20 protein-coding genes are annotated in these 25,142 nt (G+C 36.6%); 12 read left to right on the top strand and 8 right to left on the bottom strand.

Annotated features, from left to right (window positions below):
• Positions 1-13: 13 nt before the first annotated feature.
• From GHC26_RS01195 to GHC26_RS01220, 6 genes are all read left to right on the top strand, one after another.
• Positions 14-3,010: a M14 family metallopeptidase gene (locus tag GHC26_RS01195; protein WP_163969416.1), complete on the top strand. Its 2,997-nt coding sequence runs from the start codon at positions 14-16 to the stop codon at positions 3,008-3,010.
• 360 nt (positions 3,011-3,370) lie between these two features.
• Positions 3,371-5,020, top strand: a complete 1,650-nt coding sequence (locus GHC26_RS01200; RefSeq protein WP_163969417.1) for a glutathione ABC transporter substrate-binding protein — start codon at positions 3,371-3,373, stop codon at positions 5,018-5,020.
• 638 nt (positions 5,021-5,658) lie between these two features.
• Complete coding sequence (locus GHC26_RS01205; RefSeq protein ID WP_163969418.1) at positions 5,659-7,008, top strand: MATE family efflux transporter; 1,350 nt, start codon at positions 5,659-5,661, stop codon at positions 7,006-7,008.
• A gap of 39 nt (positions 7,009-7,047) precedes the next feature.
• Positions 7,048-7,677, top strand: coding sequence for a lysozyme family protein (locus GHC26_RS01210; RefSeq protein ID WP_318936954.1), 630 nt, complete (start codon positions 7,048-7,050; stop codon positions 7,675-7,677).
• A 67-nt stretch (positions 7,678-7,744) separates the two neighbouring features.
• Positions 7,745-8,122, top strand: a complete 378-nt coding sequence (locus tag GHC26_RS01215) for a RidA family protein (protein WP_163969764.1) — start codon at positions 7,745-7,747, stop codon at positions 8,120-8,122.
• Positions 8,123-8,138: 16 nt separating this feature from the next.
• Entirely contained in the window at positions 8,139-9,308 is a 1,170-nt protein-coding gene (locus tag GHC26_RS01220) for an iron-containing alcohol dehydrogenase (protein WP_163969419.1), read from the top strand.
• 61 nt (positions 9,309-9,369) lie between these two features.
• On the opposite strand, the gene GHC26_RS01225 is transcribed toward GHC26_RS01220, so the two are convergent.
• Both GHC26_RS01225 and GHC26_RS01230 read right to left on the bottom strand, forming a co-directional pair.
• Positions 9,370-9,615, bottom strand: a complete 246-nt coding sequence (locus tag GHC26_RS01225; RefSeq protein ID WP_163969420.1) for a DUF1450 domain-containing protein — start codon at positions 9,613-9,615, stop codon at positions 9,370-9,372.
• 132 nt (positions 9,616-9,747) lie between these two features.
• Positions 9,748-10,953 carry an MFS transporter gene (locus GHC26_RS01230; RefSeq protein WP_163969765.1) on the bottom strand — a complete coding sequence of 402 codons (1,206 nt, stop codon included), beginning with the start codon at positions 10,951-10,953 and terminating at the stop codon, positions 9,748-9,750.
• Positions 10,954-11,795: 842 nt separating this feature from the next.
• Here GHC26_RS01230 and GHC26_RS01235 point away from each other — a divergent pair.
• Entirely contained in the window at positions 11,796-12,722 is a 927-nt protein-coding gene (locus tag GHC26_RS01235) for a DUF1002 domain-containing protein (RefSeq protein WP_163969766.1), read from the top strand.
• Positions 12,723-13,283: 561 nt separating this feature from the next.
• Positions 13,284-14,021: a LysM peptidoglycan-binding and 3D domain-containing protein gene (locus tag GHC26_RS01240; RefSeq protein ID WP_163969421.1), complete on the top strand. Its 738-nt coding sequence runs from the start codon at positions 13,284-13,286 to the stop codon at positions 14,019-14,021.
• Positions 14,022-14,508: 487 nt separating this feature from the next.
• Here GHC26_RS01240 and GHC26_RS16015 read toward each other — a convergent pair whose 3' ends face one another.
• Complete coding sequence (locus tag GHC26_RS16015) at positions 14,509-14,643, bottom strand: hypothetical protein (protein WP_264175942.1); 135 nt, start codon at positions 14,641-14,643, stop codon at positions 14,509-14,511.
• A 320-nt stretch (positions 14,644-14,963) separates the two neighbouring features.
• Between GHC26_RS16015 and GHC26_RS01245 the strand changes: the two genes are divergently transcribed.
• A complete protein-coding gene (locus tag GHC26_RS01245; protein WP_163969422.1) occupies positions 14,964-16,154 on the top strand; it encodes a glycine C-acetyltransferase in 1,191 nt (396 codons plus the stop codon).
• A 27-nt stretch (positions 16,155-16,181) separates the two neighbouring features.
• Positions 16,182-17,120 (top strand): L-threonine 3-dehydrogenase, encoded by a 939-nt coding sequence (locus GHC26_RS01250; RefSeq protein WP_163969423.1) that lies wholly within the window; start codon positions 16,182-16,184, stop codon positions 17,118-17,120.
• An 805-nt stretch (positions 17,121-17,925) separates the two neighbouring features.
• On the opposite strand, the gene GHC26_RS01255 is transcribed toward GHC26_RS01250, so the two are convergent.
• Positions 17,926-19,548 (bottom strand): ABC-F family ATP-binding cassette domain-containing protein, encoded by a 1,623-nt coding sequence (locus GHC26_RS01255; RefSeq protein WP_163969424.1) that lies wholly within the window; start codon positions 19,546-19,548, stop codon positions 17,926-17,928.
• Positions 19,549-19,790: 242 nt separating this feature from the next.
• Here GHC26_RS01255 and GHC26_RS01260 point away from each other — a divergent pair, with 242 nt between their 5' ends.
• Entirely contained in the window at positions 19,791-20,417 is a 627-nt protein-coding gene (locus tag GHC26_RS01260) for a hypothetical protein (protein WP_163969425.1), read from the top strand.
• Positions 20,418-20,486: 69 nt separating this feature from the next.
• Positions 20,487-21,470, top strand: a complete 984-nt coding sequence (locus GHC26_RS01265) for a helix-turn-helix transcriptional regulator (protein ID WP_163969426.1) — start codon at positions 20,487-20,489, stop codon at positions 21,468-21,470.
• 204 nt (positions 21,471-21,674) lie between these two features.
• Here the strand turns inward: GHC26_RS01265 and GHC26_RS01270 are convergent, their stop codons facing one another.
• The 4 genes from GHC26_RS01270 to metX form a co-directional block, all read right to left on the bottom strand.
• Complete coding sequence (locus GHC26_RS01270) at positions 21,675-22,034, bottom strand: hypothetical protein (protein ID WP_163969427.1); 360 nt, start codon at positions 22,032-22,034, stop codon at positions 21,675-21,677.
• A 165-nt stretch (positions 22,035-22,199) separates the two neighbouring features.
• A complete protein-coding gene (locus tag GHC26_RS01275; RefSeq protein ID WP_163969428.1) occupies positions 22,200-22,835 on the bottom strand; it encodes a YpmS family protein in 636 nt (211 codons plus the stop codon).
• Between the two features lie 13 nt (positions 22,836-22,848).
• Positions 22,849-23,739, bottom strand: a complete 891-nt coding sequence (locus tag GHC26_RS01280; protein ID WP_226376813.1) for an SGNH/GDSL hydrolase family protein — start codon at positions 23,737-23,739, stop codon at positions 22,849-22,851.
• Between the two features lie 346 nt (positions 23,740-24,085).
• Complete coding sequence (metX, locus tag GHC26_RS01285) at positions 24,086-25,129, bottom strand: homoserine O-acetyltransferase MetX (RefSeq protein WP_163969430.1); 1,044 nt, start codon at positions 25,127-25,129, stop codon at positions 24,086-24,088.
• Between the last annotated feature and the right edge of the window lie 13 nt (positions 25,130-25,142).

Below are 25,142 nucleotides of genomic sequence, written 5' to 3' on the forward strand. Positions count from 1 at the left end.
GAAGGTGAGATTAATGAGAGATTTACGACAGCTTTGGAAAATTGGCGGATTAGTAGAAGATCAAAATAAGGATGGTGTAGCAGATCGGGTAAATGTATCAATACATCTGGAAGAAGATATGCGTCCAGAAGGATTAATTGATTTTTGTGCAAGATTAGGATTTGAAACAACTAGTTTATCATTTGATTTCCTAGAAAATAATAAGCGTTATCAGTTTGGTATTCATTTTAACAAAAGCAATGAAACAGCAATTGAATGGCAAGATAAGGATCTATTGTTCTACTATGAAAATGAAGGAAATTTATCTGTATTATTACGTTTCTTAGCCAGTGATTGGTATGAAGATTTCATTCAGGAAGAAGTAGTTGAAAAGATTGCGTTGGAGCAAAATAAATTCTTTATATATGGTAGAAATAAAATTGTTCGTTCAGTAGATATTGGATTTAAAGGAAATGCTATAGTAGAAAAGGAATACACGTTACATAGTTTAACAGATGTGTGGAGTGATTTAGGGTTCCTCCATGACAAAGAGCCAAGTCCAACCAATAAGCACGCGGTAACCTTTCACCCTGAGGATGGACTAAAAAATGAGGCATGGGATGCGATTTATTATGGTGCAGCACGAATAGGGATGGAATCAACCGCTTTAGCTTTTCCAATGACAGGGAAAAACTTGAATAATGGGCTGCAATTTCGTTTCCAACCGACAGAATTCGAAAAGGCTACGATTCAATTAAATCAAAATGAAATTACCTTTGAGGGTGAAGCGGAATCGTTAACAAATGCTATTTCCTATTTCTTTTCTGAAAAACATTGGTCCTTTGGTGGCCATTTTGCTTCATGGGATAGAGGGCTTCAAAAACCACAGGATCGTCCAGAAGAGATACTTTTTAATGTGAAGTGGGATGATGATGGGGAAGTAACGGAATTGTATCAACACTTAGAGGAATGGAAGCAAGACATTCCTTCAACAGATCCAGTTAACATTACCATCTATATTTCTGAATCAGAAAAAATTCGTAAAATAATCCAACAGAAAGTGAAGCAACTATACACGAATGCGACTATTATGGTTCGATCAGCATTTAAACCAGGTTACTTTTGGTTAACGGAAGAAATTATTCCTTCTATTAAACAGTTAGATAAAACGATTGGTTCAATTACGATTCATTGTTTACAGGAAGAGAAGGAAGATGGGTTAGAATTACCAGTTCGCTGGATTCAAGAAATATATCCTGTAGACGAAATAATGGCCAATGAGTTACAACTTAATGTAGAAGATATCACGTTTGAATTGAGTAAAGATCTTGGTTCGACTTATGAAATAGTTGTGAAAGATACAGATAACAACGAAATTCACCGTAATGCGTTGTCCATACCAGTATCAAAGGTTCCTTATATAGACGGTGAGAAATATAGCTATCCGACAACAAGCTATGTTTCTATGAAGACGGATGATGCTGTACTTCATGAAGCATCCATCGTAACAGATCGAGAGCGTTTTTATCAGTATTATATAAATGACATATTACCAAAACTTTGGCAATCAGTTGATGTGGTAGATAAAGAAAGTGGATTTAAAAAACCATTATTCGACCGTATTGAAATAAATGTCGAAATGAGTGAAGAAGAAATGAAAATCCCTGTTGCCCAGGAGCGCATTTCTTCATTAGAAGCTTTGCATGAAGACCTTTATTTTAACACACTAGACTTCTTTAAGGTTAAAGGAGAGCAAAAAGTAGGAAAAGGATTTACAGCACCAGGTGGGGTATACCCATTTATGAAAGTAAAATCGCAAGCGCGTCCAAATGCCTCCATTACAGTATACAATTGGAAAGATGAAATACAGCCAAATTTATATACAGAGCAATTAGTCTTTCAACAAGATCAGTCAAAACCTATAGAAGTGACCTATCGAAGTGATGATGGTCAAAGAACAGAAATAATTACTGAAACGGAAGAACGGGAAGAAATCCCACATGATGTACCAAAACCACAATATGCTGATATGTATACTTGGTTATGTGATTATTCGTACCGTGGACATCCAATTTATGTTTATGAATTTTTCAAGGATACAAAAGAGGACTATTATTCAGCGATAAAAATGTCAACACAAAAACCGACCATACTAATCGAAACTGGTCACCATGCGAATGAAGTATCTAGTATGCCAGCAGTTACTGAATTAATGGATGAAATTACAGAAATGCATCCACATATTTTAGATCATTTGAACTTTGCTATTATTCCACGAGCAAATCCAGATGGAACGGCATTACATCAGCGAATGATTAAGGATAATCCTGAGTGGAAACACCATGCTGCTCGTTATAATGCAGTTGGACTAGAATTTGGGCATGTTCGGTATCAGGATAGTCCGTTTGGTGAGGCGAATGTAGTCCCGAAAATTATGAATCGCTGGGCTCCAGATATTGTTATTGATGATCATGGGATTCCGAGTCATGAGTGGACACAACCGTTTGCGGGGTATCATAATCCGCCAAGCTTCCCTATGTCCTTTTGGATTCCAAATGCATTTATCTATGGTATTGCTCGAAAGTTAGATGAAGCTGAATTTCCACAACATGCAGCAATTTTGGACAAAATCACACACGAAATTCAATCATCAGTAGTAGGCACGGAAATTCAAGAGATGAATCAATATTGGTTAAAACGGTATCAAAAATATGGAAATACTTATATGCCAGATATGTTCCCGATTGAACTAACGAATGATTTTATTTTTTATAAATGGGCAGCAGAACCAGATGAAACTAGTCGTAATTCGATTAATCGATTCCCAGAATGGGTCAGTGCAGATTTGATCTCGGAAGCTGCAGACGAAACGGTATATGGTGATGTATTAGAAATGTGTAAAAAGGCACACCGTATGTTTGATTTGGGAGCAATTAAATGGATTAATAAGGATGATCAGACTGTGAAACAAACGCTATCTAATGGTGAAATTGTAGTTGAAAGGATACGGCCACTATCCTTGAACAAATAAAGCCATATAATAATATCCATGTAAAGCTTGTAGAGGAAATGGTTTCTCTACAAGCTTTTTTTACACGTTAGGATAAAGTTTAAACTAAGAAGTGGATTCGACGTTGCTAAAATTTTAATGTTCCAAGTATAAGAAAAACTAACACATTCGCTAAAGGACGAGCGAATGCGAGTTTTTCTTATATCGATATAATGTATTAAAATAGTAGCGTATTAAATTGATAAAGCATTCTGTTAATAACCCTATTCATTATTAATAAAAGATTAATAATTGTCTTGATTTTTACTTTAGATTAAGATATATTTATAACGATACATAGATCTATTCTGATCTGAATAAAAACTATAGGGGGTAAGGTTAGTGAAACTATCTAGAAAATCTCTAATTCTATTCGCATTTATGTTGTTACTAAGCTTGGTATTAGTGGCCTGTGCAAGTGAGCCAACAGATGATGGAGGAAGTAATGACGATGATGCTGATAGTGAGGAAACAACAGATAATGGGGATGAAGCAGCAAGTGAAGAGGAAAGTAGTGGAGAAGGTGGCGATTTAGTTGTTGCAAATCTTTCTGATGCAGTTTCCTTAGATCCTGCTGGTTCGAATGACGTTCCTTCTAGTGATGTCCAAGCAAATATTTATGAGTCATTAACAAAGCAAGATGAAAATATGGAAGTACAACCAAGTCTAGCAGAAAGCTGGGAATTGGTTGAAGACACAGTTTGGGAGTTTAAATTACAAGAAGGTGTAACATTCCATGATGGATCTGAGTTTAACGCTGAGGTTGTAAAAGCGAATATTGAACGTATTTTAGATCCAGAAGTGGCATCACCGCGTGCGTTTTTATATGAAGCAGTTACTAATATAGAAGTAGTGGATGACTATACGGTTCGCTTTGAAACAGAATATCCATTCTCTCCACTTCCTGCACACTTAGCACATAGTGGTGGGGCAATGGTTTCGTTAGATGTAATTGAAGAGGACTATGCTGCAATGGAAGAAGGAGAAGATCCTGGTAGTGTTGTCAATGAAAACCCTGTTGGTACTGGATATTTCGTATTTGATGAATGGGAACCAGGCGAATACATCCGTTTAGTAAAAAATGAAGATTATTGGGATGGATCAGCTAAACTTGACTCTGTCACATTTAAAGTTGTTTCAGAGGATTTAACACGCGTAGCTGAGTTAGAAACAGGAGATTCTCATATATCTAATCCGTTAAGTCCAAACGACATTCCACAAATTGAAAATGGTGAAAATACACATGTTCATACACAAGGTAGTGTAAGTTTATCCTATATTGGATTTAACATGGCAAAAGAACCATTTGATAATAAGCAAGTCCGTCAAGCGATTTCGATGGCTATCGATAAAAATCAAATTATAGAAGGTATTTATGATGGTATTGGTACACCAGCAATTGGTCCAATTCCACCAGATGTATTTGGATTTGATGACAGTGTATCTGGTTTAGAGTATGACCCAGAACAAGCACAAGAATTATTAGCTGAAGCTGGTTATGAAGATGGCTTCTCTACAACACTATGGACAAATGATAACCGTGAACGTATCGATGCTGCGACAAATGTACAGCAGCAATTGAGTGAAATTGGAATTGAAGTTGAAGTAGAAGTTGTAGAGTGGGGTGCTTATCTAGAACAAACAGCTGAAGGGGAACATGACATGTTTGTACTAGGATGGTCGACGGCAACAGGTGATGCAGACTATGCAATGCATCCATTGTTCCATTCTGCTAATGTTGGTCAACCAGGTAACCGAACATTTACTGAAAATGAGGAATTAGATGCCATTTTAGATGAAGCACGTCGCGAAGAGGACCCAGAAGCACGTCAAGCACTTTATAGTGAAGCACAAGAAATGCTTGTGGATATCGCACCAATGCTTTATATACATCACCAAGATTATCTAATGGGTGTACGTGATGAAGTGAAAAACTTCTCTGTACTACCGACACAAATTTTACAATTAAAAGATGTGTATATTGAAGAATAATCCATTATGTTAAAGTATACATTTATTAGCATTTAGAAAAAATAGGCTTCCAAATTTGGAAGCCTATTTTGTTTGGGAGAAATGTGCTAGGCGCTTTTCGTATACAATGTTGTTTTTTCATGTCTCTTACTGCACATCATGTATATTATGCGCAGTAAAGTTAAGGCGATGTTTAGGGTGTTTACCCGTTCCGGAAATACACTTCGCTTTCCGCAGGCGGCTGTTGAGCCTCCTCGTGCTACGCACTGCGGGGTCTCACCTAGGCCTCTTTTCCTGCAGGAGTCTACGTGTTTTTCCTCCACTGATATGATCAACATTTCCTATTATTGTTAATACACTAGTTGATTGGAGCGTAGGACAGTCGACTCCTGCAGGAATAGCACGTGTCCGAAGACCCCGGAGGAAGTGGTTTTCTTCCGAGGAGGCTGAGGCCGTGCCTGCGGAAAGCGACTGTCTGGAGCGGAAATCAACAGCACTTTTTTATTGCGTATAATCCATCTTATGTGTATGACGTTTTATATTTAATGCAACCATCTTTTTAGACAACAATCATGTGCTAAACATCTTCTTATCTTTTCTTTTAGGTGATTCATGATAAAATAAATATGACTATGTACAATAAGAAAGGTGAAATGGCTGTGAAGAAACAACGAGATTTCACAGAAGGAAACATACTAAAACAGTTAATAGTCTTTTCTGGACCAATTATGTTAACCAATCTTCTGCAAACGTCTTATCAGTTTGCGGATAGTTTATGGGTAGGGAACTTATTAGGAGCAGATGCATTAGGTGCTGTTGCGATATCCAGTACGATCATTTTTACCGTCTTGTCCTTTGTACTTGGGTTAAATAATGCTGCACTAGCTATATTATCCCAACAAAAAGGAAAACAAAATGAGGATGGCTTAAAACGATATTTAAACGCATTTGTTGTCATACTAACAGGTATATCTATTGTGTTAATGATCATTGGTTATGTGTTTGCAAGCTTCTTTTTGCGGTTATTAGGAACACCAGATGGAATTTTAGAAGAAGCAACAACCTATCTTCAATTAAATTTCCTCGGAATTCTATTTTTATTTGGTTATAACTTTATCAGTACTGTATTACGTGCACTTGGAGATAGTAAAACACCACTTATTTTTGTTACAATGGCTGTTATCTTAAATATTGTGTTTGCACCTTTATTTATTGCAGGGTTTAACTTAGGGATAGCTGGAGCTGCATTGGCAACCATTGCGGCACAGGGTAGTGCCTTTGTCTACGGACTTGTTCATGTGTTACGCCATCGATTAGCACCATTTACGCTACCAACTTTACCTTCTAAAAAGGTAGTTGGGGTGATTTTAAATTTAGGAATTCCCTCTGGATTACAGATGGCAGTTATTTCTGCTGGGGTAGCAGCCATTATGAGTGTCGTTACCACATTTGGGGAGGATGTTGTTGCGGGGTTTGGTGCTGCACAGCGATTAGATAGTTTATTAATGTTACCCGCACATGCACTAGGTACATCTGTTAGTAGCATGGCAGGCCAAAATATTGGTATCCGTAATTGGTCAAGGGTAAAAGAGATTGCTAAATATGGCGTATTGTATAATTTTTCAATAATGCTCACGATCGGCATTATTGCTGTAATTTTTGCTGAATACGGAATACGTCTATTTATTCAAGACAGTGAAGCCGTAGCATTTGGAACCATTTATTTACAAATTGTCGCGTTATGTTATCCATTTTTAGGAATTAACTTTATTTTAAATGGTATTGTGCGAGCTTCTGGTGCAATGTATCAAGTCTTAGCATTAAACATTCTTTCTCTATGGGTGCTTCGCTATCCATTAGCAGCTATTTTCTCTAATTGGCTAGGGGATGTAGGGATAGCAGTTGGAATGGGAATGAGCTTTCTATTAAGTAGTCTTTTCGCTTATTTATATTATCGTTTTGGAAAATGGCGAGAGAAAGAACTGTTTGCAGATCAAGAAAAAGGGTAATCCTAATAGCAGATTAGTAATCTATTATTTGGGGGAATTATGCCAAAGATGAAACGAAAAACCAAAAAAGCAATGAAACAAGCTCTATTGATTCCAATTATGTTAAGTATAGTATTTGTGGTCGTGTCATTTTTGGCAATGCATCAGTCGAATGAACGATCAGAACCGATATTATTAAGTGAAGAAGTGGAGAATCATCAACAGACAGTAGAAAAGTATGCTAAACAATATGGTGTAAGTGAATATGTGGATGTGATATTAGCTATGATGATGCAAGAGTCAAGCGGTAGAGGAAAGGATCCAATGCAGGCTTCAGAGAGTTATTGTGGGGAGCGACACTGTATTCAGGATCCAGAGCTTTCTATCAGACAAGGGGTGAAATACTTTTCTCAAAACTTACAAGAGGCTGATGGTGATATTGAGTTAGCGGTTCAAGCTTATAACTTTGGGAAAGGCTTTATTGATTATGTAAAGAAAGAAACAGGTTCTTACTCACAGGATATTGCAATTGATTTTTCACAACAAATGTATCAAAATGCTCCAAATAAGTCGATTTATACATGCTTACGCGAAGAAGCAAAGCAGTATAATGCTTGTTATGGAGATATCTATTATGTTCGAGATGTCATGGCATATAAAGATGTAATTGCTAGTCGAGTGAATAACTAAATTTTTGTCCAATTGATTCATGAAGTGTTATGATAAGGTAAAAGAAAATTGGAAGGGAAGGATGAAAATGGTAAAAGCGATTCATACAGAAAAGGCACCTGCTGCTATTGGGCCATACTCACAAGCAATCCAAGCAGGAGATTTCATTTATATTTCTGGTCAAATTGGCATTAATCCTGAAACAAGTGAAGTAGTTGAGGGAATTGAAAATCAGACCAAACAAGTATTACATAATTTAGAAGCTATTTTGACAGAAGCAGGTGCTGATTTTTCTCAAGTTGTGAAATTCACCATTTATATTGCTTCAATGGATGACTTCGCTACTATAAATGACATTTATGGAGGATATTTAACAGAGCCATATCCAGCTCGTGCAACAGTAGAAGTAAGCCGTTTGCCAAAAGATGTATTAGTAGAAATGGATGCCGTAGTCTATACGAAATAATGGAGGGGATGAGTCGATGGATAACTTTACATATCAGAATCCAACGAAGCTAATTTTTGGAAAAGGCCAATTAGATGCACTGCCAGAGGAAGTGAAACAATACGGAACAAAAGTTTTAATCGTTTATGGTGGCGGAAGTATTAAGCGAAATGGGATCTATGATAACGTTGTCGGAAAACTAAAGGAAATAGATGCTGAAATCTATGAATTGCCTGGTGTTGAGCCAAATCCAAAAATCTCCACTGTTCGAAAAGGTGTTGAAATATGTAAACAAAATGGTATTGACTTTGTCCTAGCTGTTGGTGGTGGAAGTACGATTGACTGTACGAAGGCGGTTGCCACTGGTGCCACATTAGAAGCAGATATGTGGGATGTGGTCACGAAAAAGGTGCAACCAACAGACTCCTTACCATTTGGAACCATACTGACTCATGCTGCGACAGGATCTGAAATGAATCGTGGTAGTGTTATTACAAACTGGGAAACAAATGAAAAACATGGATGGGGTTCACCGTATACGTATCCTAAATTTTCTATCTTGGATCCAACCCATACTTTTTCTGTACCTAAGGATCAAACGGTATATGGTATTGTGGATATGATGTCCCATGTGCTAGAGCATTATTTTCATCAAACGTCTAACACACCAATCCAAGATCGTTTTTGTGAATCACTACTAAAGACAATCATGGAGACAGCACCAAAATTATTAGATGACCCAGAAAACTACGAATATCGGGAAACGATCATGCTAAGTGGAACACTTGCGCTAAATGATATGTTAAGTATGGGATTCCGCGGTGACTGGGGCTCTCATAATTTAGAACATGCTGTATCCGCTGTTCATGATATTCCACATGGTGGGGGATTAGCCATTTTATTCCCACATTGGATGAGACATGTCCTGGATAAAGAAAACGTTGAACGATTTAAGCAGTTCGCTGTACGTGTATTTCATGTAGAAACAGATGGGAAATCTGATGTTGCCATTGCTGAAGAAGGAATTGATCGTTTACGTACATTTTGGAATGAGCTTGGTGCACCTTCTCGGTTAGCAGATTATGATATTGACGAGTCATCTGTGGAAGAGATGGCAGAAAAAACAGTAGTTGCTCGTCCAGAGTATGGTAACTTTAAAACATTAACGAAGCAAGACTCGATTGATATTTTTAAGGCAAGCTTATAAACAATTTACGACAAAAAATTTCCTGGGGAATAAAAAATGGCAAAAAAAGAAAAATTAGCTGTTAGTGATATACAGCTAATTCTTCTTTTATTGCTTCCCTAATTTTAGCTAAGCATTCTTCTGGTGTATGGCCAAACACACGTTTATTATTGACGATTGCATATGGCTTTACACGACATAGACCACAAAACGACAAGCAATCATTCATTAATACAGCCACTTCTGGAAATTCCTTTTCAATAATTGTTTCTATATCTAATGTAGTGATCGCATTTCCGTCACAAACCTCTACAATGACGATACCCAATGTGTATCACTTTCTTTCCTAATGTATTTTCTTGGCCCTGTTAGTTTTAGCATATTTAGCAAAAAAAATCAATCAATGGAAGCGGAATTTAGCCAAAATATAACAGTAACCAAAAATGGTTACTGTTATGGATTATGAGCTTCTAGAATGTGTTAACGTACGTGCGGTTCTTCCACTATATTCATGTTTATACCATGCACCAAGTAAGATTACTCCACTTAAGAGAAGAATGGCACTTGTTACAAAGAAGACAGAAGAGATTCCAAAGCCTCCTGCAATCATACCGCCAAGTGCGGGACCAATAATATTCCCTAAAAAGCGAAGACTTGTGTTATAGCCAAGCACTTCTCCTTGCATGGATAATGGTGCCTCTTGTCGTATATAAGCAATTCGGACTGGAATAATTCCCCCAATTGATACACCAAGTAAAAAGCGGAGAATCATTAACTGCCAAACACTTGTTACAAAACCACCAGGGAAGTAAACGATTCCTGCTATAAATAATAAAACAATAAGGACTTTGATATACCCAATCTTGTCACCTAATTTTCCCCAACGGCGAGTCATCAGTAAGTTACCTAGGCCTGCTGCTGAAAAGGCCATCCCAGAGAAAAATGCAATATTGACTGGGCCATGTAATTCAGCCACATATAATGATAGTATTGGTTGTACGCTAAAATGAGCAACTTGAATAAGGGTCGAAATAATCATGACAATCAGTAATACAGGATGCTTTACAATGTGTAAAATGACTTCTTTGCTGGAATAAGAACGATGGTCTTGATCATCAGATATTTTCACTTTCATTTCTTTTACACCAAATAGAACGATAAATGCTGATAAAAATACCGTAAGTGAAACCCATTGAAATGTTGATGCGAATCCAAATGCATCTGCAAGACTTCCACCAAGCATAGGTCCCATTAACGTACCCGTAATACTACCTGTTTGGAGTGTTCCTAAAACTCTTCCAGCAACAGCTTTTGGGGTTTGGGTAGAAATAAGTGCCTGAGACATTGGGATAAAGCCTGTGAAGATCCCCATAAACAGACGTAATAAAAAAAGCTCCCATACAGAAGAAGCAAATCCCATTAAGAAAATAGATAGGCCTAGGCCAATGGCAGACATAATCAAGATCTTCTTCCTACCATACTTATCCCCAATTCGTCCCCAAATAGGAGAAAAAAGCAAAGCAGTTACAAAGGTTATACCAAAAATCCATCCAGACCAACTTTGTACATAGGAATCAGAGAAGTCTCCGAGTGTTTCAATATACAAGGATAAAAATGGGAGTACCATTGTGATACTTCCAGCTGTGAAAAAGTTGGCAAACCACATTATTGTGACATTTCGTTTCACACTTGGATCATGCTCGTTAATGACTAAGACCTTCTTTCTTAAAATTTATTTCGGTACTCTAAATATATTACATAATAAGAAGATACTAAAGTTTAATGCTTAAATCAAGTTAAATTTTAAAAAAAGAACAACCCTGATTGCAAGTTCCTTGTTTTTAGAGAAGATTTCTTATTAGTAGCGGGAAGAGGACCTCCCTAGTGATGAATCCTCATTCCGTTATTTACTAAAAAAACCATGTTTGAAGCCTGTTATGTAATCGTCGTTCCGATATAAGCATTTTTTCCCTCATAATGCAATGGTTTGTGCTATTAGCGGAACGAGGATTCTCTTTGAGCTGAAAAAATGCGTTTTTCGCCTCAATAGCGGAACGAGGAACCGCCCTCTCTTATGAAATGAATGCTCATTCCGTTATTTACTAAAAAAACCATGTTTGAAGCCTGTTATGTAATCGTCGTTCCGTTATAAGCAGTTTTTCCCCTCATAATCCAATGATTTACCGCCAATAGCGGAACGAGGATTCCCCGTGACCTGAAAAATTGCGCTTTACTTACCAATAGCGGAAAGAGGAACCACCTACGTTTTACAGATGAACCGTCATTCCGTTATTATCATCACCGTAAGATCTATCCGGGATGGGTATAGGTTTTTATATGGGACATCTATCAATTAAAAAACACCAATTGTTTAAAGACTAGCCTTATTAAAGAAAAATCTATCCATAAAAGACATTTAACGTTATAATAATGGAAACACAAACATCATTTGGAATGGTACAAGCATAAAGTAATGTTAAGTATAAAAGTAAAGGAGAGCCATTAATGATGAAAAACTATATGAAACTTATCGGTTTGGTTTTGATGATGACAACCTTAATAATGAGCGCCGTTTTACCCGTATATGCCGATAGTGGAGAAAAAGAAACAGAGAGTATTAATGAAAAACTTGGTGTACCAATTATTGTATATGGGGATACTCTGACTGATGCACAAAAGACTGAAACTCGTGAATTGTTAAATGTAGGGGACCCAGATACAGTAGAGGAATATTCCGTGACAGGTGAAGATATTGCCAATTATATTAATGGTGACCCAAATTCACGAATGTTCTCTTCTGCCAAAATTGTTCGTGAAGAAGAAGGGGAAGGCCTAACGATCAATATTGTTACCCCAGATAATATTACTGAAGTAACTAATGAAATGTATGCCAACGCATTATTAACAGCAGGTGTTGAAAATGCAACGGTTGATGTTGCCTCACCTGTAGCGGTTAGTGGACATTCTGCATTAACAGGTATTTATAAAGCATATGATGTTGAAGGAGAAGAACTTGATAAAGCGCGGATGGAATTAGCCAATGAAGAATTGGGAGTTGCGACTGATCTAGCCGAAAAGGAAGGGCTAAATCAAGAAAAAGTAAGTGAACTAATTACAGACATAAAACAAACCATTGCTGAACAGAATCCTGCTACAAAAGAAGAAGTAGAACAGATCGTAAAAGAACAACTCGATAAACTTGAAATATCACTAAGTGAAGAAGACATGCAACGCTTAACTGATTTATTCGAAAAGATGCGGAATTTAAATATTGATTTTGATAAAGTGAAAAATCAATTAAGTGATATTGCTTCTAAAGTGTCGGGTAAAATAGAGGAGCTTGTGAATGATGAAGGTTTCTGGAATAGTGTAGAAAACTTCTTTAGTAACTTAGTAAATGCAATCAGTGACTTTGTGAGTAGTTTGTTAAAATAGTATGAAAGCATTAATTGGATTTCTCTATCCACGGAATGGTGACTATGGGTGAATAATGTATTTCTAAGCACACGTTATTGTACATTTGAAAATAACGTGTGTATTTTTGTGTGCTCCATAATAGAAGCTTAATTGGGAAAGTGCAACAAAATGCTTTCGCCATAAGAACTTGGCGAAAAGCCTAGTTTTCCAATCGGGGATGATAAAGGCGCTTACGCTTTTGTTAGAAAGATTGTGTAATGAGAAATAAACTCAATCCACAAATAACTTTATTAATGCAAAATTTTTTTATTGAGAACCTCGCCGCTTACTTATCTTCTTTTTTCTCACAGAAATCACCTACCATTTATTTTTTTCAAACAAATTTCTACTATATGACACCAACGCGTTATTTGACATAAATTAGACGCAAAAAAATTTTTTGATATGAATCTATTATATTTGTAATAAAATCTATTATTTCTGGTAACCCTTGTAATAGACTCTTAAATGTCTTGTAAACGCATTGCCTATTTACCTATGGTACGATATGCAATGGTAAAAATTAAGGAGGGACTACCTATGAAGAAAATAGTAGCGATGGTTGCTACTGGCTTAATGATTGTTGGCGCAACGGTAACAAGTGCATCAGCAGAAAAATATGAGGTGGAAAAAGGAGATAACCTCTGGAATATTGCACAAGATTACAATACTACTGTAGATGACTTAGTCGAAATCAATAAATTAAAATCAACTGTGATACACCCGAAGCAAAAACTAGCATTATATTATGAATATATTGTTCAAAAAGGTGATACGTTATCTGAAATAGGAAAAGATTTTAATGTTTCTGTTGAGGAGCTAAAAGAATGGAATGACTTAAAATCGGACTTAATTGTGATTGGACAAGCTTTAACGATCAAAGATACTGATCAAGATGTCAAAGAAGCAGTAAGAGCATCTAATCAGGAGCCGTCAACGAATGGAAGGAATACCACATCCACAAAAGCAAATAATGAAGATCCATCTGGTAAAACGATAACCGTGTCGGCAACTGCTTATACAGCGGATTGTGATGGATGCTCTGGTATTACAGCCACTGGTGTAAATTTAAATAATAACCCAAATGCAAAAGTGATTGCAGTAGATCCGAATGTTATTCCACTTGGATCTGAAGTGTATGTTGAAGGGTATGGTTATGCTACAGCAGCAGATGTCGGCGGAGCTATTAAAGGAAATAAAATTGACCTTCATGTATCAACTAAAAAAGAAGCCTTTGAATGGGGTGTTCGTACAGTTGACGTAACGATTGTGGAATAAGCGTGAAGCGTCAGCAATCAAAAAGGGTATCGGAAATGAGATTATGCCATTTTCGATACCCTTTTTATTTTAGGTTATTTTCCACACCAATAACGAAAATTATTTATCAATTTAGGTAAATTTACCAAAATTTACTTAAATTGTTACGTAACATAGTGTAGTGATTTCCGCTTCGGACAGACGCTTTTAGCTTCCTCGTAAGCAAACTGCGCTTCCTGCTCAAATCTAACTGCGTGTTTTTTCCTTAGTAGTCGACTGTCCTACACTACAACCAATGACCAAATAAGCAGTAACAATGATAAGAGGTGGAATAGCGCAAAACTAGCGTAAGAAATACACGAAGATGATGAGACCCCAAAGTGAGTGTTGTTTGTGAACGAGGATGCTCATCGCAAGCCCGCGGAAAGCGTAGTGTATTCCCAATGCGGTATTTTACGTTACAATATATACTCCGACGGAAAACATACTTATTTTGTAAATATCATTATTATTGTATATCGATGGTATGTTCATCTTCATTATGGTCTACTATTTCATTTGATTCTGGTCCAAGTTGTGTAATACCGATTACACTAAAACCAATAATCATAGCTAAAAACAGAGCCATTAATAGTTTTTTCATGATTGTTCCCCCATTTAAAACTATGGTTTAGGAGAGGTGTATCTCCTGTTCACTAGTCTAGTATAATAAAATTTCTTTCAATCTGCCATCCTTTTTTATAGGTAAATGTTGCAAACGTAATTATATTTTTTACTGTATGATTATCGTATTTTGATAAACAATAAGATTGATAAAGAATTAACAATTCTATGTTCTTTTCAAGTAAACATTTTATGAGTGTTATGTTAAACTATAAGCAACAAGCATGAAAGTAAAACAAAGTGTTCATATCAAGTGGACAAATGTGTATAAAACGCTTACATAACAAGGAGGAATAAAGGATGTCAAGTAAGGTTTTACAAGGATTTCTAGACGAAAATATTGCCGACTTAAAGGAACGTGGACTTTATAATGAGATTGACCCAGTACAAGGTGCGAATGGTCCAGTCATAAATATTGACGGTAAAAAGTTAATTAATCTTTCTTCTAACAATTACTTAGGTCTTGCAACGGATGATCGATTGAAAAAGGTAGCAAAAGAAGCAGTCGAAACACATGGAGTTGGAGCTGGAGCCGTTCGTACTATCAATGGGACACTAGATTTACACATTGAATTAGAGAAAAAACTTGCCCAATTCAAAGGAACGGAAGCAGTTATTTCTTATCAATCAGGATTTAATTGTAATATGGCTGCGATATCTGCAGTAATGGATAAAAATGACGCAATTCTTTCCGATGCTTTAAACCATGCTTCTATTATTGACGGTTGCCGTCTATCAAAAGCAAAAATTATCCCATTTGAACACTCCAATATGGATGATTTACGTCAAAAGGCAAAAGAAGCAGTGGAGTCAGGAAACTACAATAAAATTATGGTCATTACAGATGGTGTGTTCTCCATGGATGGAGATGTTGCAAAACTTCCTGAGATTGTGGAAATTGCAGAAGAGTTTGACCTCATTACCTATGTAGATGATGCACATGGGTCTGGTGTATTAGGAAAAGGTGCTGGAACAGTGAAGCATTTCGGCTTACAGGATAAAATCGATTTCCAAATGGGTACCTTATCCAAAGCAATTGGAGTGATTGGTGGATATGTAGCTGGTAAGGCTAATTTAATTGATTGGTTAAAAGTGCGTTCGCGTCCATTCCTATTTTCCACAGCAGTATCTCCAGCAGATGCAGCAGCAAGTACAAAAGCGATTGATTTGTTAATGGAAAGTACCGAATTACACGACAAGCTTTGGGAAAATGGCAATTACTTAAAAGAAGGACTAAAAAATCTTGGTTTTGATATAGGAGATAGTGAAACACCAATTACACCATGTATTATTGGTGATGAAAAGGATGCACAGCAGTTTAGTAAACGATTAAATGAAGAAGGCGTTTATGCTAAGGCAATTGTGTTCCCAACTGTACCAAGAGGGACAGGACGTGTACGTAATATGCCTACAGCTGCACATACAAAGGAAATGTTAGATGATGCCATTGCTATTTATGAAAAAGTAGGAAAAGAAATGGGGCTCATCTAATTTAACAAATCGTTACGGGGGATTACTATGAAAAAAATATTAGTTACAGGTGCCTTAGGACAAATAGGTTCTGAGCTTGTCACGGCATTACGAGAAACTTATGGTACCGATAATGTTATTGCAACAGATATACGATCAACAGAAGCAGAAAAAGAAAAAGGCCCGTTTGAGGTGTTAGATGTTACGGATGCAGATGCCATGTTTGCCATTGCCAAAAAATATAATGTAGATACAATGATGCATTTAGCCGCACTGTTGTCTGCTACGGCCGAAAAAGCACCTAAAAAAGCTTGGGATTTAAACATGGGTGGTTTAGTTAATGCACTAGAAGTTTCCCGTGAACTGAACCTGCAATTTTTCACACCTAGTTCCATTGGTGCATTTGGCCCTGATACGCCAAAAGATAATACGCCACAGGATACAATCCAGCGACCAACTACCATGTATGGGGTCAATAAAGTAGCTGGAGAACTATTGTGTGATTACTACTTCCATCGCTTTGGGCTGGATACTAGAGGTGTTCGTTTCCCAGGATTAATCTCCTATGTAACACCTCCTGGTGGCGGAACAACGGATTATGCTGTAGAAATTTACTATGAAGCGGTGAAAAGCAAAGCATACACATCTTATATTGGTAAAGGCACTTATATGGATATGATGTATATGCCAGATGCGATTCGTGCTATTATTACCTTGATGGAAGCAGATGGGAGTAAATTGAAACACCACAACGCATTTAATATTTCAGCTATCTCGGCCGCACCAGAAGATTTTGAAAAGGCAATACAAAAACATATTCCAGAATTTAAACTGTCCTATGATGTGGACCCTGCTCGTCAGAAGATCGCAGACAGCTGGCCAAATGGGATTGACTCTACATGTGCAGCAGAAGAATGGGGTTTTAAAGCGGAATATGATATTGATAAAATGACAAAGGATATGCTAGAAAAAATAGCAGCGAAATGAATTAAGTAATCTATTCAAAAGCCTTGAGTACTCAAGGCTTTTTCTGTTTGCTGTAGAACCCTAACTACTATAAGGATAAGTAGCTTTTAGAAGCATAGTTTTAGTGATTGAAGAGTAGTATTTTGAATTATATTTTAATAGTATCATGCCATATAAGATGGAATACACGCAATAACTAGAATACTGCACATTGCTCCGCTTCGGAAAAACACTACGCTTTCCGCGGGGGAGTGGTGAGCCTCCTCGGGCTATCGCCCTGTGGGGTCTCACCGATCTCCTACTTCCCGCAGGAGTCTTCGTGTTTTTCCTTCGCTAGCTCGTGTTCTATTTCTTATTAATATCATCATTAATGCTAATACAATAGTTGATTGGAGCGTAGGACAGTCGACTCCTGCAGGAAAAGCACGTGTCCGAAGACCCCGGAGGAAGCGGTCTTCTTCCGATGTCTAGCTACAGCGCCTACACCCTCGAGGTCTTAAGTCAATCCTCTTTGTGGCAAAAACCGCCACACGAGGCTTGGCTTAAGCTTGTCGGGTGTGACCAAGGCGCTTACGCTTTTCTATAGAGGAGGCTGAGGCCGTGCCTGCGGCGAAGAAGACACTGTGAAAACGCATAAGTTTTAACAGATGTCGCACTTGTGCCCATGGTGAAAGCGACTGTCCAGAGCGGAAATCAATGCGCAACTTTTCGTCGCATAATATAGATTATACGACATAAAAAACAAAACGTATGTGGAAAAAGACTAGAGTTGAAAAAGACTGCTGGTTTCCCAACAGCCCAATGCTAGAAGTACATAATTTAACAATTAGCTTGCATACATTTCTTTGATTTTCTGTTGTAGACTTTGGTCTTGTACATACTCATCATAAGTCATTTCTTTATCAATGATACCGTTTGGTGTGATTTCAATTAGACGGTTTGCAATACTATTGACAAACTCATGGTCATGTGAAGTAAAGAGAATGGACCCTTTAAATTTAATAAGCCCATTGTTTAATGCTGTAATCGATTCTAAGTCTAAGTGGTTTGTCGGCTCATCAAACAGCAATACATTCGCATTGCTTAACATCATTTTAGATAGCATACAGCGTACCTTTTCCCCACCAGATAAGACACTTGCTTTTTTCAACGCTTCTTCACCAGAGAATAACATTCTTCCTAAAAAGCCACGTAAGAAGGTTTCTGTTTCGTCTTCTGGGGAATATTGACGCAACCAATCTACTAATGGCAAATCATTATTTTCGAAATAGGCGCTATTATCTTTCGGGAAGTACGATTGAGAAGTAGTGACTCCCCACTTAAATGTTCCCGCGTCTGGTTCCATTTCACCCATCAAAATTTTGAATAGCGTTGTTTTGGCGATATCATTTTTTCCAACTAATGCAATCTTGTCATCTTTATTCATGGTAAAGCTTACATTATCCAATACTTTAGTATCCCCAATTGTTTTGGTTAATCCTTCGACACGCAATAAGTCATTTCCAATTTCTCGCTCAGGTGTAAAAGCAATATAAGGATATTTACGTGAAGATGGTTTAATATCATCGAGTGTGATGCTATCCAGCAATTTTTTCCGAGATGTAGCTTGTTTTGATTTAGAAGCATTCGCACTGAAGCGTGCAATAAATGCTTGTAGTTCTTTAATCTTTTCTTCCTTTTTCTTATTTTGCTCTTGAGCCATTTTCGTTGCTAGCTGACTAGATTCATACCAAAAGTCATAGTTCCCGATATACAATTCAATTTTCCCATAGTCTACATCCGCAATGTGTGTGCACACTTTATTTAAAAAGTGGCGGTCATGGGATACAACAATGACGGTATTTTCAAAGTTAATGAGAAATTCTTCTAACCATTGAATTGCTTGAATATCGAGTCCGTTTGTTGGCTCGTCTAAAAGTAGAATATCAGGATTTCCAAATAGAGCTTGTGCTAACAATACTTTAACCTTTTGATCTCCTGATAAATCAGCCATTTTCATTGAATGAAGCTCTTCTTCGATACCAAGTCCTTTTAATAAAACAGCAGCATCTGATTCAGCTTCCCATCCATTCATTTCGGCGAACTCACCTTCTAATTCAGCGGCACGCATGCCATCTTCTTCTGAAAAGTCAGGTTTCATATAAATGGCATCTTTTTCTTGTTTTACTTCATATAATCGTTCATGCCCCATTAAAACGGTTTCGATTACATCGTATTCTTCATAAGCAAAGTGATCCTGTTTTAGGACAGCTAAGCGCTCACCTGGAGATAGAGATACATGTCCAGTTTGCGGTTCCACCTCACCAGATAAAATCTTTAAGAACGTCGATTTTCCTGCGCCATTGGCACCAATTAATCCATAACAATTGCCAGGAGTGAATTTTATATTAACATCTTCAAATAATTTTTTATCACCATAACGTAAACTTACATCTGAAACATTTAACATGCGTTAGAAATCCTCCAATAAATAAAAGTATACAAAGCTAAGCTTAAGGGATTTAGTACATTTCGTCAATGTTAAGGTAGGGAGAATAATCTATTATTACCAGTACAGGTATATTAATTTTTGTAAATATTTATAATTCATCTTGTGTTATCGTCTAATTTTCGGTAAGGTTTTGATATATAACCCTTTTTTCAGTAGGGAGTAATATGCAATCACTAAAAAGTGATTTTAGGGGGAAAACCATGAAAGAGATTTATTTTCTCTTTACAGATACAGGAACTTACTTATCCAAAGGAATTCACTTTTGGACAAAAGAAAAATTAAATCATGTGTCGATTGCGTTTGATAAAGCGTTAACAGAGGTCTATAGTTTTGGAAGGAAAAACCCACGAAACCCTTTTAGTGGGGGATTTGTAAAGGAAGATATTCGAAGCGAATTTTTCAAACAAACAACATGTGCTATCTATTCCTATCGTGTAACAGAAGTGGAATATAAGAAGATACGCACAAAAATTAATCAATTTGAAGCAATGAAAAATGATTATAAATACAATTTTATTGGGTTGTTTGGGATATTACTGCAAATTGAATGGAATCGGGATCATGCCATGTTTTGTTCTCAATTTATTGGGACAATTTTACGAGATATTGATTCGTTTCAATTTCAAAAACCAGCATGTTTTCTAACACCAGCTGATATATGGAATCATGAAGGGATGCAGTTCTTCTATCAGGGAAACTTACATGAATATATTGCCTCATTAAGCGTTGAAAAAGACGATCATTATCTAAAAGAGCTGAGCGTTCCGCGAAAACCCTCATTTGTCCTCGCGATACCAAAAAAAGTTAAACAGTTTGTGATTCGCTAGCATATAAGCCCATTAGGTATTCATTAAGGTTTATACTTGAAAAAGCAAATAAAAAGTCGGGGGGTCACAATGGAGAGATCTAGTAATTATCGTTTATTAAAATTAAGAGAAATGTTATTTAATGAAACAGATGAATTTCATGAATTAGACCTAGCAACTTTAATGAACAAACTCAACCAACTGACAGATTCCAAATTTGACACCCGAACAATCAAGCGTGACTTAGCAACTTTAGATGAGATGGACTTTGAGATTGTTCAGAATAAAGGAAAGTACGGAAAAATCCTCTATAGTCATCAGTCTAGGCTATTTGAAACATATCAATTGCGTTTGTTAATTGATGCTGTATTGTCAGCGAGATTTATCACCATAAATGAAAAGAAAAAATTAATTAAAAAAATAAAACAACTAACAAGTCGGCATATTGCGAAAACATTGCCAGAGCCAATTGTTGTCGGGCAATCTAGTAACATTGACTATGAATTAGTTAAGCTGAATATTGATCGAGTACACCATGCAATTTCAGAAAGAAAAGTATTAACTTATCAATATGGGAAGTACAACGTTAATAAAGAATTTGAATTTCATCGTGATGGTGCAACTTATCATGTAGAACCATATGCACTGATTTGGCAGAATGATTACTATTATTTAATCGGTCGATTTCAGGATACAGATGAAATACGCCATTATCGGCTGGACCGAATCCGTAATATTGCAATTATTGAAGAGATGTATGAACCACGAGAGTTTAATCTGCAGGAATATGTCAATCAAAGTTTTCATATGTTTGCTGGGAAAGAAATCTGGATTAAAATACGTTTCCACCAGGAGTTAGTAAATGTTGTTCTAGACCGGTTTGGCCAAGGTGCTGATATTCGAAAAGTTGGAGATCATCACTTCATTTTGACAACAAAAGCAAAACTATCAGACGGTTTAATTAATTGGATTTTGACTTGGGGAAATAAAGCAAAGGTCTTATCACCTGATTACTTAGTAGACCAAGTGAAAACGAAAATTAAGCAAATGCAAGAAGTATATGAGGAAGAATAGAAATTGCCGGCTCCATTTCTAGATTGGCACTTTCGTATTTTTTTAAGCGTCGTATCTGATATAAAATGCGGCGGAACTTAAAATGTCGTTTTTACCCGCTCCAGAAATATACGAACCATCACCTATCAACGCATTAAGATTTATACTCAAAAAAGCAACAATCTTTAGATTAGTAATAATCATTATTATCGTAACTTGTTTGTTTTAATTCTTCTTTTTATATCTAATGTAAGAAAAAAGAAGTGCTGAAAAATATAATACTAAGAGGATGGGGTGAGTTAAACTAATAGCGCTCTGTGAGTTACCTCCAAGTAGGTTTAAAATTATTAATAAAGAGAAGAGGTATATTCCTGAAAGGACAGTAAATATAAATTCTTGTTTACTTGATCTATATAATGGCTCACCCTTTTGGTGAGTAATAGCAGCTAATAGAACAAAAATAATAAAACCAGCTATACCAAACAACATGTTTATACCTAAATTAGGGAAGAAATCAATTATAATGACTAAAGTAAAAAATCCAGCAGCTAAGGATTGTGATACAAAATTAATTCTTTTCTTCATATGGCCATTCCTTAGAGTTATTTAAACATTTTAGCTCACAAAAACCTTACTTTTATTTATTCATTTTTAGTAGAGTTTAACATTCCATTTATATATTGAAAAGTAAGAAAATACAATTTTAAAAAGGGTACTAATCAACTTGTGATTAGTACCTTAAACACTTTTCTAGTCCTGTTGTTCATATTTTTGCAGATCAATTCCCAATGTTTTATATGGAACTTTCAATTTAATGGCAATGTTATTTGCTGGTAAATCAATATGCTCTACTTCCACTTGAAAATTACTTCGAATATCCATTTCCGTAACCGCGATGTAAATTTCCTCTTCTTTTGGATTAATGGTTACCCAACCTGGCATTGGCAAGTATTTCTGCATATATTCCATTATTTTTTGGTTTGGTAATTCTAGTAGCCCAACTGAAATTGAATTTTGCTTTAAGACAACATCCCCATTTTCCTGTACCAATGGCTCCAGGTGAACAGATAATGGGACAGTGGTGGAAAATACTGGTAATTCTCCAACTAAATGAACATCCTCTTCTAAGGAGATTTCATACTCATGGCTTGTATTTTGGAGGAGTTTACCAACATATGCATTGATTAACTCATTTAAGTTTTCCTTTGTTGTTCGGACTGTGAATTCTGAGCTTTCTAGTTCTTCCTGGGATTCATTCGATGGAACAGTCGTATCGGAAACTGGCCAAAAAATCAATAGTAATATGGTTACTAGGATTGCGGCATTTATACCTACTAATAGGTAGAAGCGCAATTTCCATTTATTTTTTTGTTCTTGCTTCGGCATGAAACTCACCTTTCTAATCCGTCACATAATCCAACACACGTTTTGCAATTCGTTGATAGCCGTTATAATTAGGATGGAAATTATCCTCTGCTAATAAGTCCTCACTGGTACCTTCGAATAAATCAACTGTTGGGATGAACGTAATATTATCATGGTTGTTCGATACCATCTCTGTGGTTCGATTCCACTCGTCAACAATTAAACTTAGTTCTTCAATATCTTGAAAATAGGAGTTAAATGGGTTATAAAATCCTATAAAATAAATAAGTGCATGATCATTCACATCATGTAGCTTAGCAACTATTTGATTTAGCCGCTCTTCATATTTTGTCCGTTCGTTCATAAAGTCATCTAACTGTAGGTTTGTAATATTTTCTTTAAATACTTGCATAATATCATTTGCACCGATCGTAATCAAAATGATATCTGCTTCTGATAGAGAAGATGTAATTTCCGCTTCATCTAAACGCTTAAGTAATTGGTCTGAACGATTCCCCCGTTTTCCGTAATTTTCAAATGTCACGTGTTGTTCTGATTCATTGATCGACTCATCTAAAATACCGACATAACCACCTTGCTTTGTTTCATCTCCCACTCCTTGAGTTAGGGAATCCCCAATTGCGACAATATGTGTTTCCTTAGAAAAGAACCGAATCGTCTTTTGTACTGCTTCTGATATGATATCGACAAACTGGTTTGTCATATTTTCACCATTTTCAACTTCTTCTTCGGTAATGGCCTCTTCAGAATTTTCGTCTGAATCTTGTTCCTGATTTTCAGTTGTTTCCTCTATTTGTGTGGCTGGGATAGTAGGAGTATTGGATTGTTGGTCCCATATAATGAAAAAAACAGCTCCTGCACCAATAACAAGAAAAATGGATAGGAACGTTACTAATTTCTTCATGTTCATCACACCTAAGCTGTATTTCTATATACGATGTTAAACAACATAGCGTGTATAGCTGTATCTTTATTTTACCATTTCCCTGTGTGACATACTACATAAGGACATGTTTTTAAAATTAAAAATTCGCCTTAAAAAAAGGCGAATAAAACAAGCTTTTCCTCATATTGTTTTTCCACAATAATGATTGGTTAACACGTTAGGAAAGTATAAAATTTTAGCCAAGAAGTGGACTCGACGTAGCTAAAATTTTAATGTCCCAAGTATAAGAAAAACGAACACCTTCGCTAAAAGACGAGCGAATGCGAGTTTTTCTAAAACTTCTACTTTTTAATAGGGTGGCTGCTTAAAGAAATTGTTTCACGAGACCTCCCCACTTGGAAAACTCCGTTAAAAATCCATCATGGCCAAAATCGGTAGCAATATGGTGATAAGAAGTATTTGGTAAATTGCTTGCAAATTGTTGTATCACATGAGGTTCATAAACAAGATCCTTATCATAACTCAGTAACAGGATCGATTGGCTTATTTTTTTAGCTGCATGTTCCCAACCACCACGGTTTTTTCCAATATCATGATGGTTCATAGCATTTAGTAAGATCAAATAACTGTTGGGGTCAAAACGGTTGGCTAGTTTATCCCCTTGATAATTCAGATAAGACATGACATCATATTGATTGTTTGTATGATTCCGATCAAATCGTTGTGCAAACAGCTGTGGACTTCGGTAGGTTACCATGCCAACCATTCGTGCAATTTCCAGTCCATTTAGTGGTTTATGCTTATCATAATTTCCACCATTCCATTGTGGATCCTTTCGAATAGCCTCAGCCGCAATATGATTAAAGGCAATGCCATAATCAGAAAAATAAGGTGTTGCTGCAAGAATAATTAGTTTATCTGTCATGTTTGGGTATAATAGACCCCATTCCATGACTTGCATGCCACCAAGAGAGCCACCAATAATGGCTGCAAGTTCTTTTATCTCTAACTTTTGTAATGCCTTAAATTGTGCATGAACCATATCTTGTACAGTGATTTCTGGAAAATTCATGCGATAGGACTCTTTGGTGTTTGGGTTAATGGATAACGGTCCTGTTGATCCATCACTACCACCTAATACATTAAAGGTTAGTACCTGGAACTGTGTCGTATCAATGTGTTTTCCCTGACCAATCAATCCACTCCACCAACCAGGAGTTGATTCATTACCTACTGTATAATGATTGCCTGTTAAAGCATGACATACTAAAATAGTGGGTCCTTGTCTGGGTCCGACCCGTTCATAGCGTAGGGTCACGTGATGAAGTGTTTCCCCTGATGTTAGTTGGAGCGGACCAACTGAAATATCTTCAACTGTAGATTGTGTTATGGTGATTGGCTGTTTCATGGGATCCGCTCCT

Source organism: Oceanobacillus halotolerans, assembly GCF_010993955.1.
In the GTDB taxonomy this organism is placed as follows: Bacteria; Bacillota; Bacilli; order Bacillales; family Amphibacillaceae; genus Oceanibacillus_A; species Oceanibacillus_A halotolerans.

Coding starts and splice junctions, on each gene's coding strand:
- GHC26_RS01195 (WP_163969416.1), top strand. CDS start 14: ATGAGAGATTTACGACAGCTTTGGAAAATTGGCGGATTAGTAGAAGAT.
- GHC26_RS01210 (WP_318936954.1), top strand. CDS start 7,048: ATGCCAAAGATGAAACGAAAAACCAAAAAAGCAATGAAACAAGCTCTA.
- GHC26_RS01215 (WP_163969764.1), top strand. CDS start 7,745: ATGGTAAAAGCGATTCATACAGAAAAGGCACCTGCTGCTATTGGGCCA.
- GHC26_RS01220 (WP_163969419.1), top strand. CDS start 8,139: ATGGATAACTTTACATATCAGAATCCAACGAAGCTAATTTTTGGAAAA.
- GHC26_RS01230 (WP_163969765.1), bottom strand. CDS start 10,953: ATGTGGTTTGCCAACTTTTTCACAGCTGGAAGTATCACAATGGTACTC.
- GHC26_RS01235 (WP_163969766.1), top strand. CDS start 11,796: ATGAAAAACTATATGAAACTTATCGGTTTGGTTTTGATGATGACAACC.
- GHC26_RS01240 (WP_163969421.1), top strand. CDS start 13,284: ATGAAGAAAATAGTAGCGATGGTTGCTACTGGCTTAATGATTGTTGGC.
- GHC26_RS16015 (WP_264175942.1), bottom strand. CDS start 14,643: ATGAAAAAACTATTAATGGCTCTGTTTTTAGCTATGATTATTGGTTTT.
- GHC26_RS01245 (WP_163969422.1), top strand. CDS start 14,964: ATGTCAAGTAAGGTTTTACAAGGATTTCTAGACGAAAATATTGCCGAC.
- GHC26_RS01250 (WP_163969423.1), top strand. CDS start 16,182: ATGAAAAAAATATTAGTTACAGGTGCCTTAGGACAAATAGGTTCTGAG.
- GHC26_RS01255 (WP_163969424.1), bottom strand. CDS start 19,548: ATGTTAAATGTTTCAGATGTAAGTTTACGTTATGGTGATAAAAAATTA.
- GHC26_RS01260 (WP_163969425.1), top strand. CDS start 19,791: ATGAAAGAGATTTATTTTCTCTTTACAGATACAGGAACTTACTTATCC.
- GHC26_RS01265 (WP_163969426.1), top strand. CDS start 20,487: ATGGAGAGATCTAGTAATTATCGTTTATTAAAATTAAGAGAAATGTTA.
- GHC26_RS01270 (WP_163969427.1), bottom strand. CDS start 22,034: ATGAAGAAAAGAATTAATTTTGTATCACAATCCTTAGCTGCTGGATTT.
- GHC26_RS01275 (WP_163969428.1), bottom strand. CDS start 22,835: ATGCCGAAGCAAGAACAAAAAAATAAATGGAAATTGCGCTTCTACCTA.
- GHC26_RS01280 (WP_226376813.1), bottom strand. CDS start 23,739: ATGAAGAAATTAGTAACGTTCCTATCCATTTTTCTTGTTATTGGTGCA.
- metX (WP_163969430.1), bottom strand. CDS start 25,129: ATGAAACAGCCAATCACCATAACACAATCTACAGTTGAAGATATTTCA.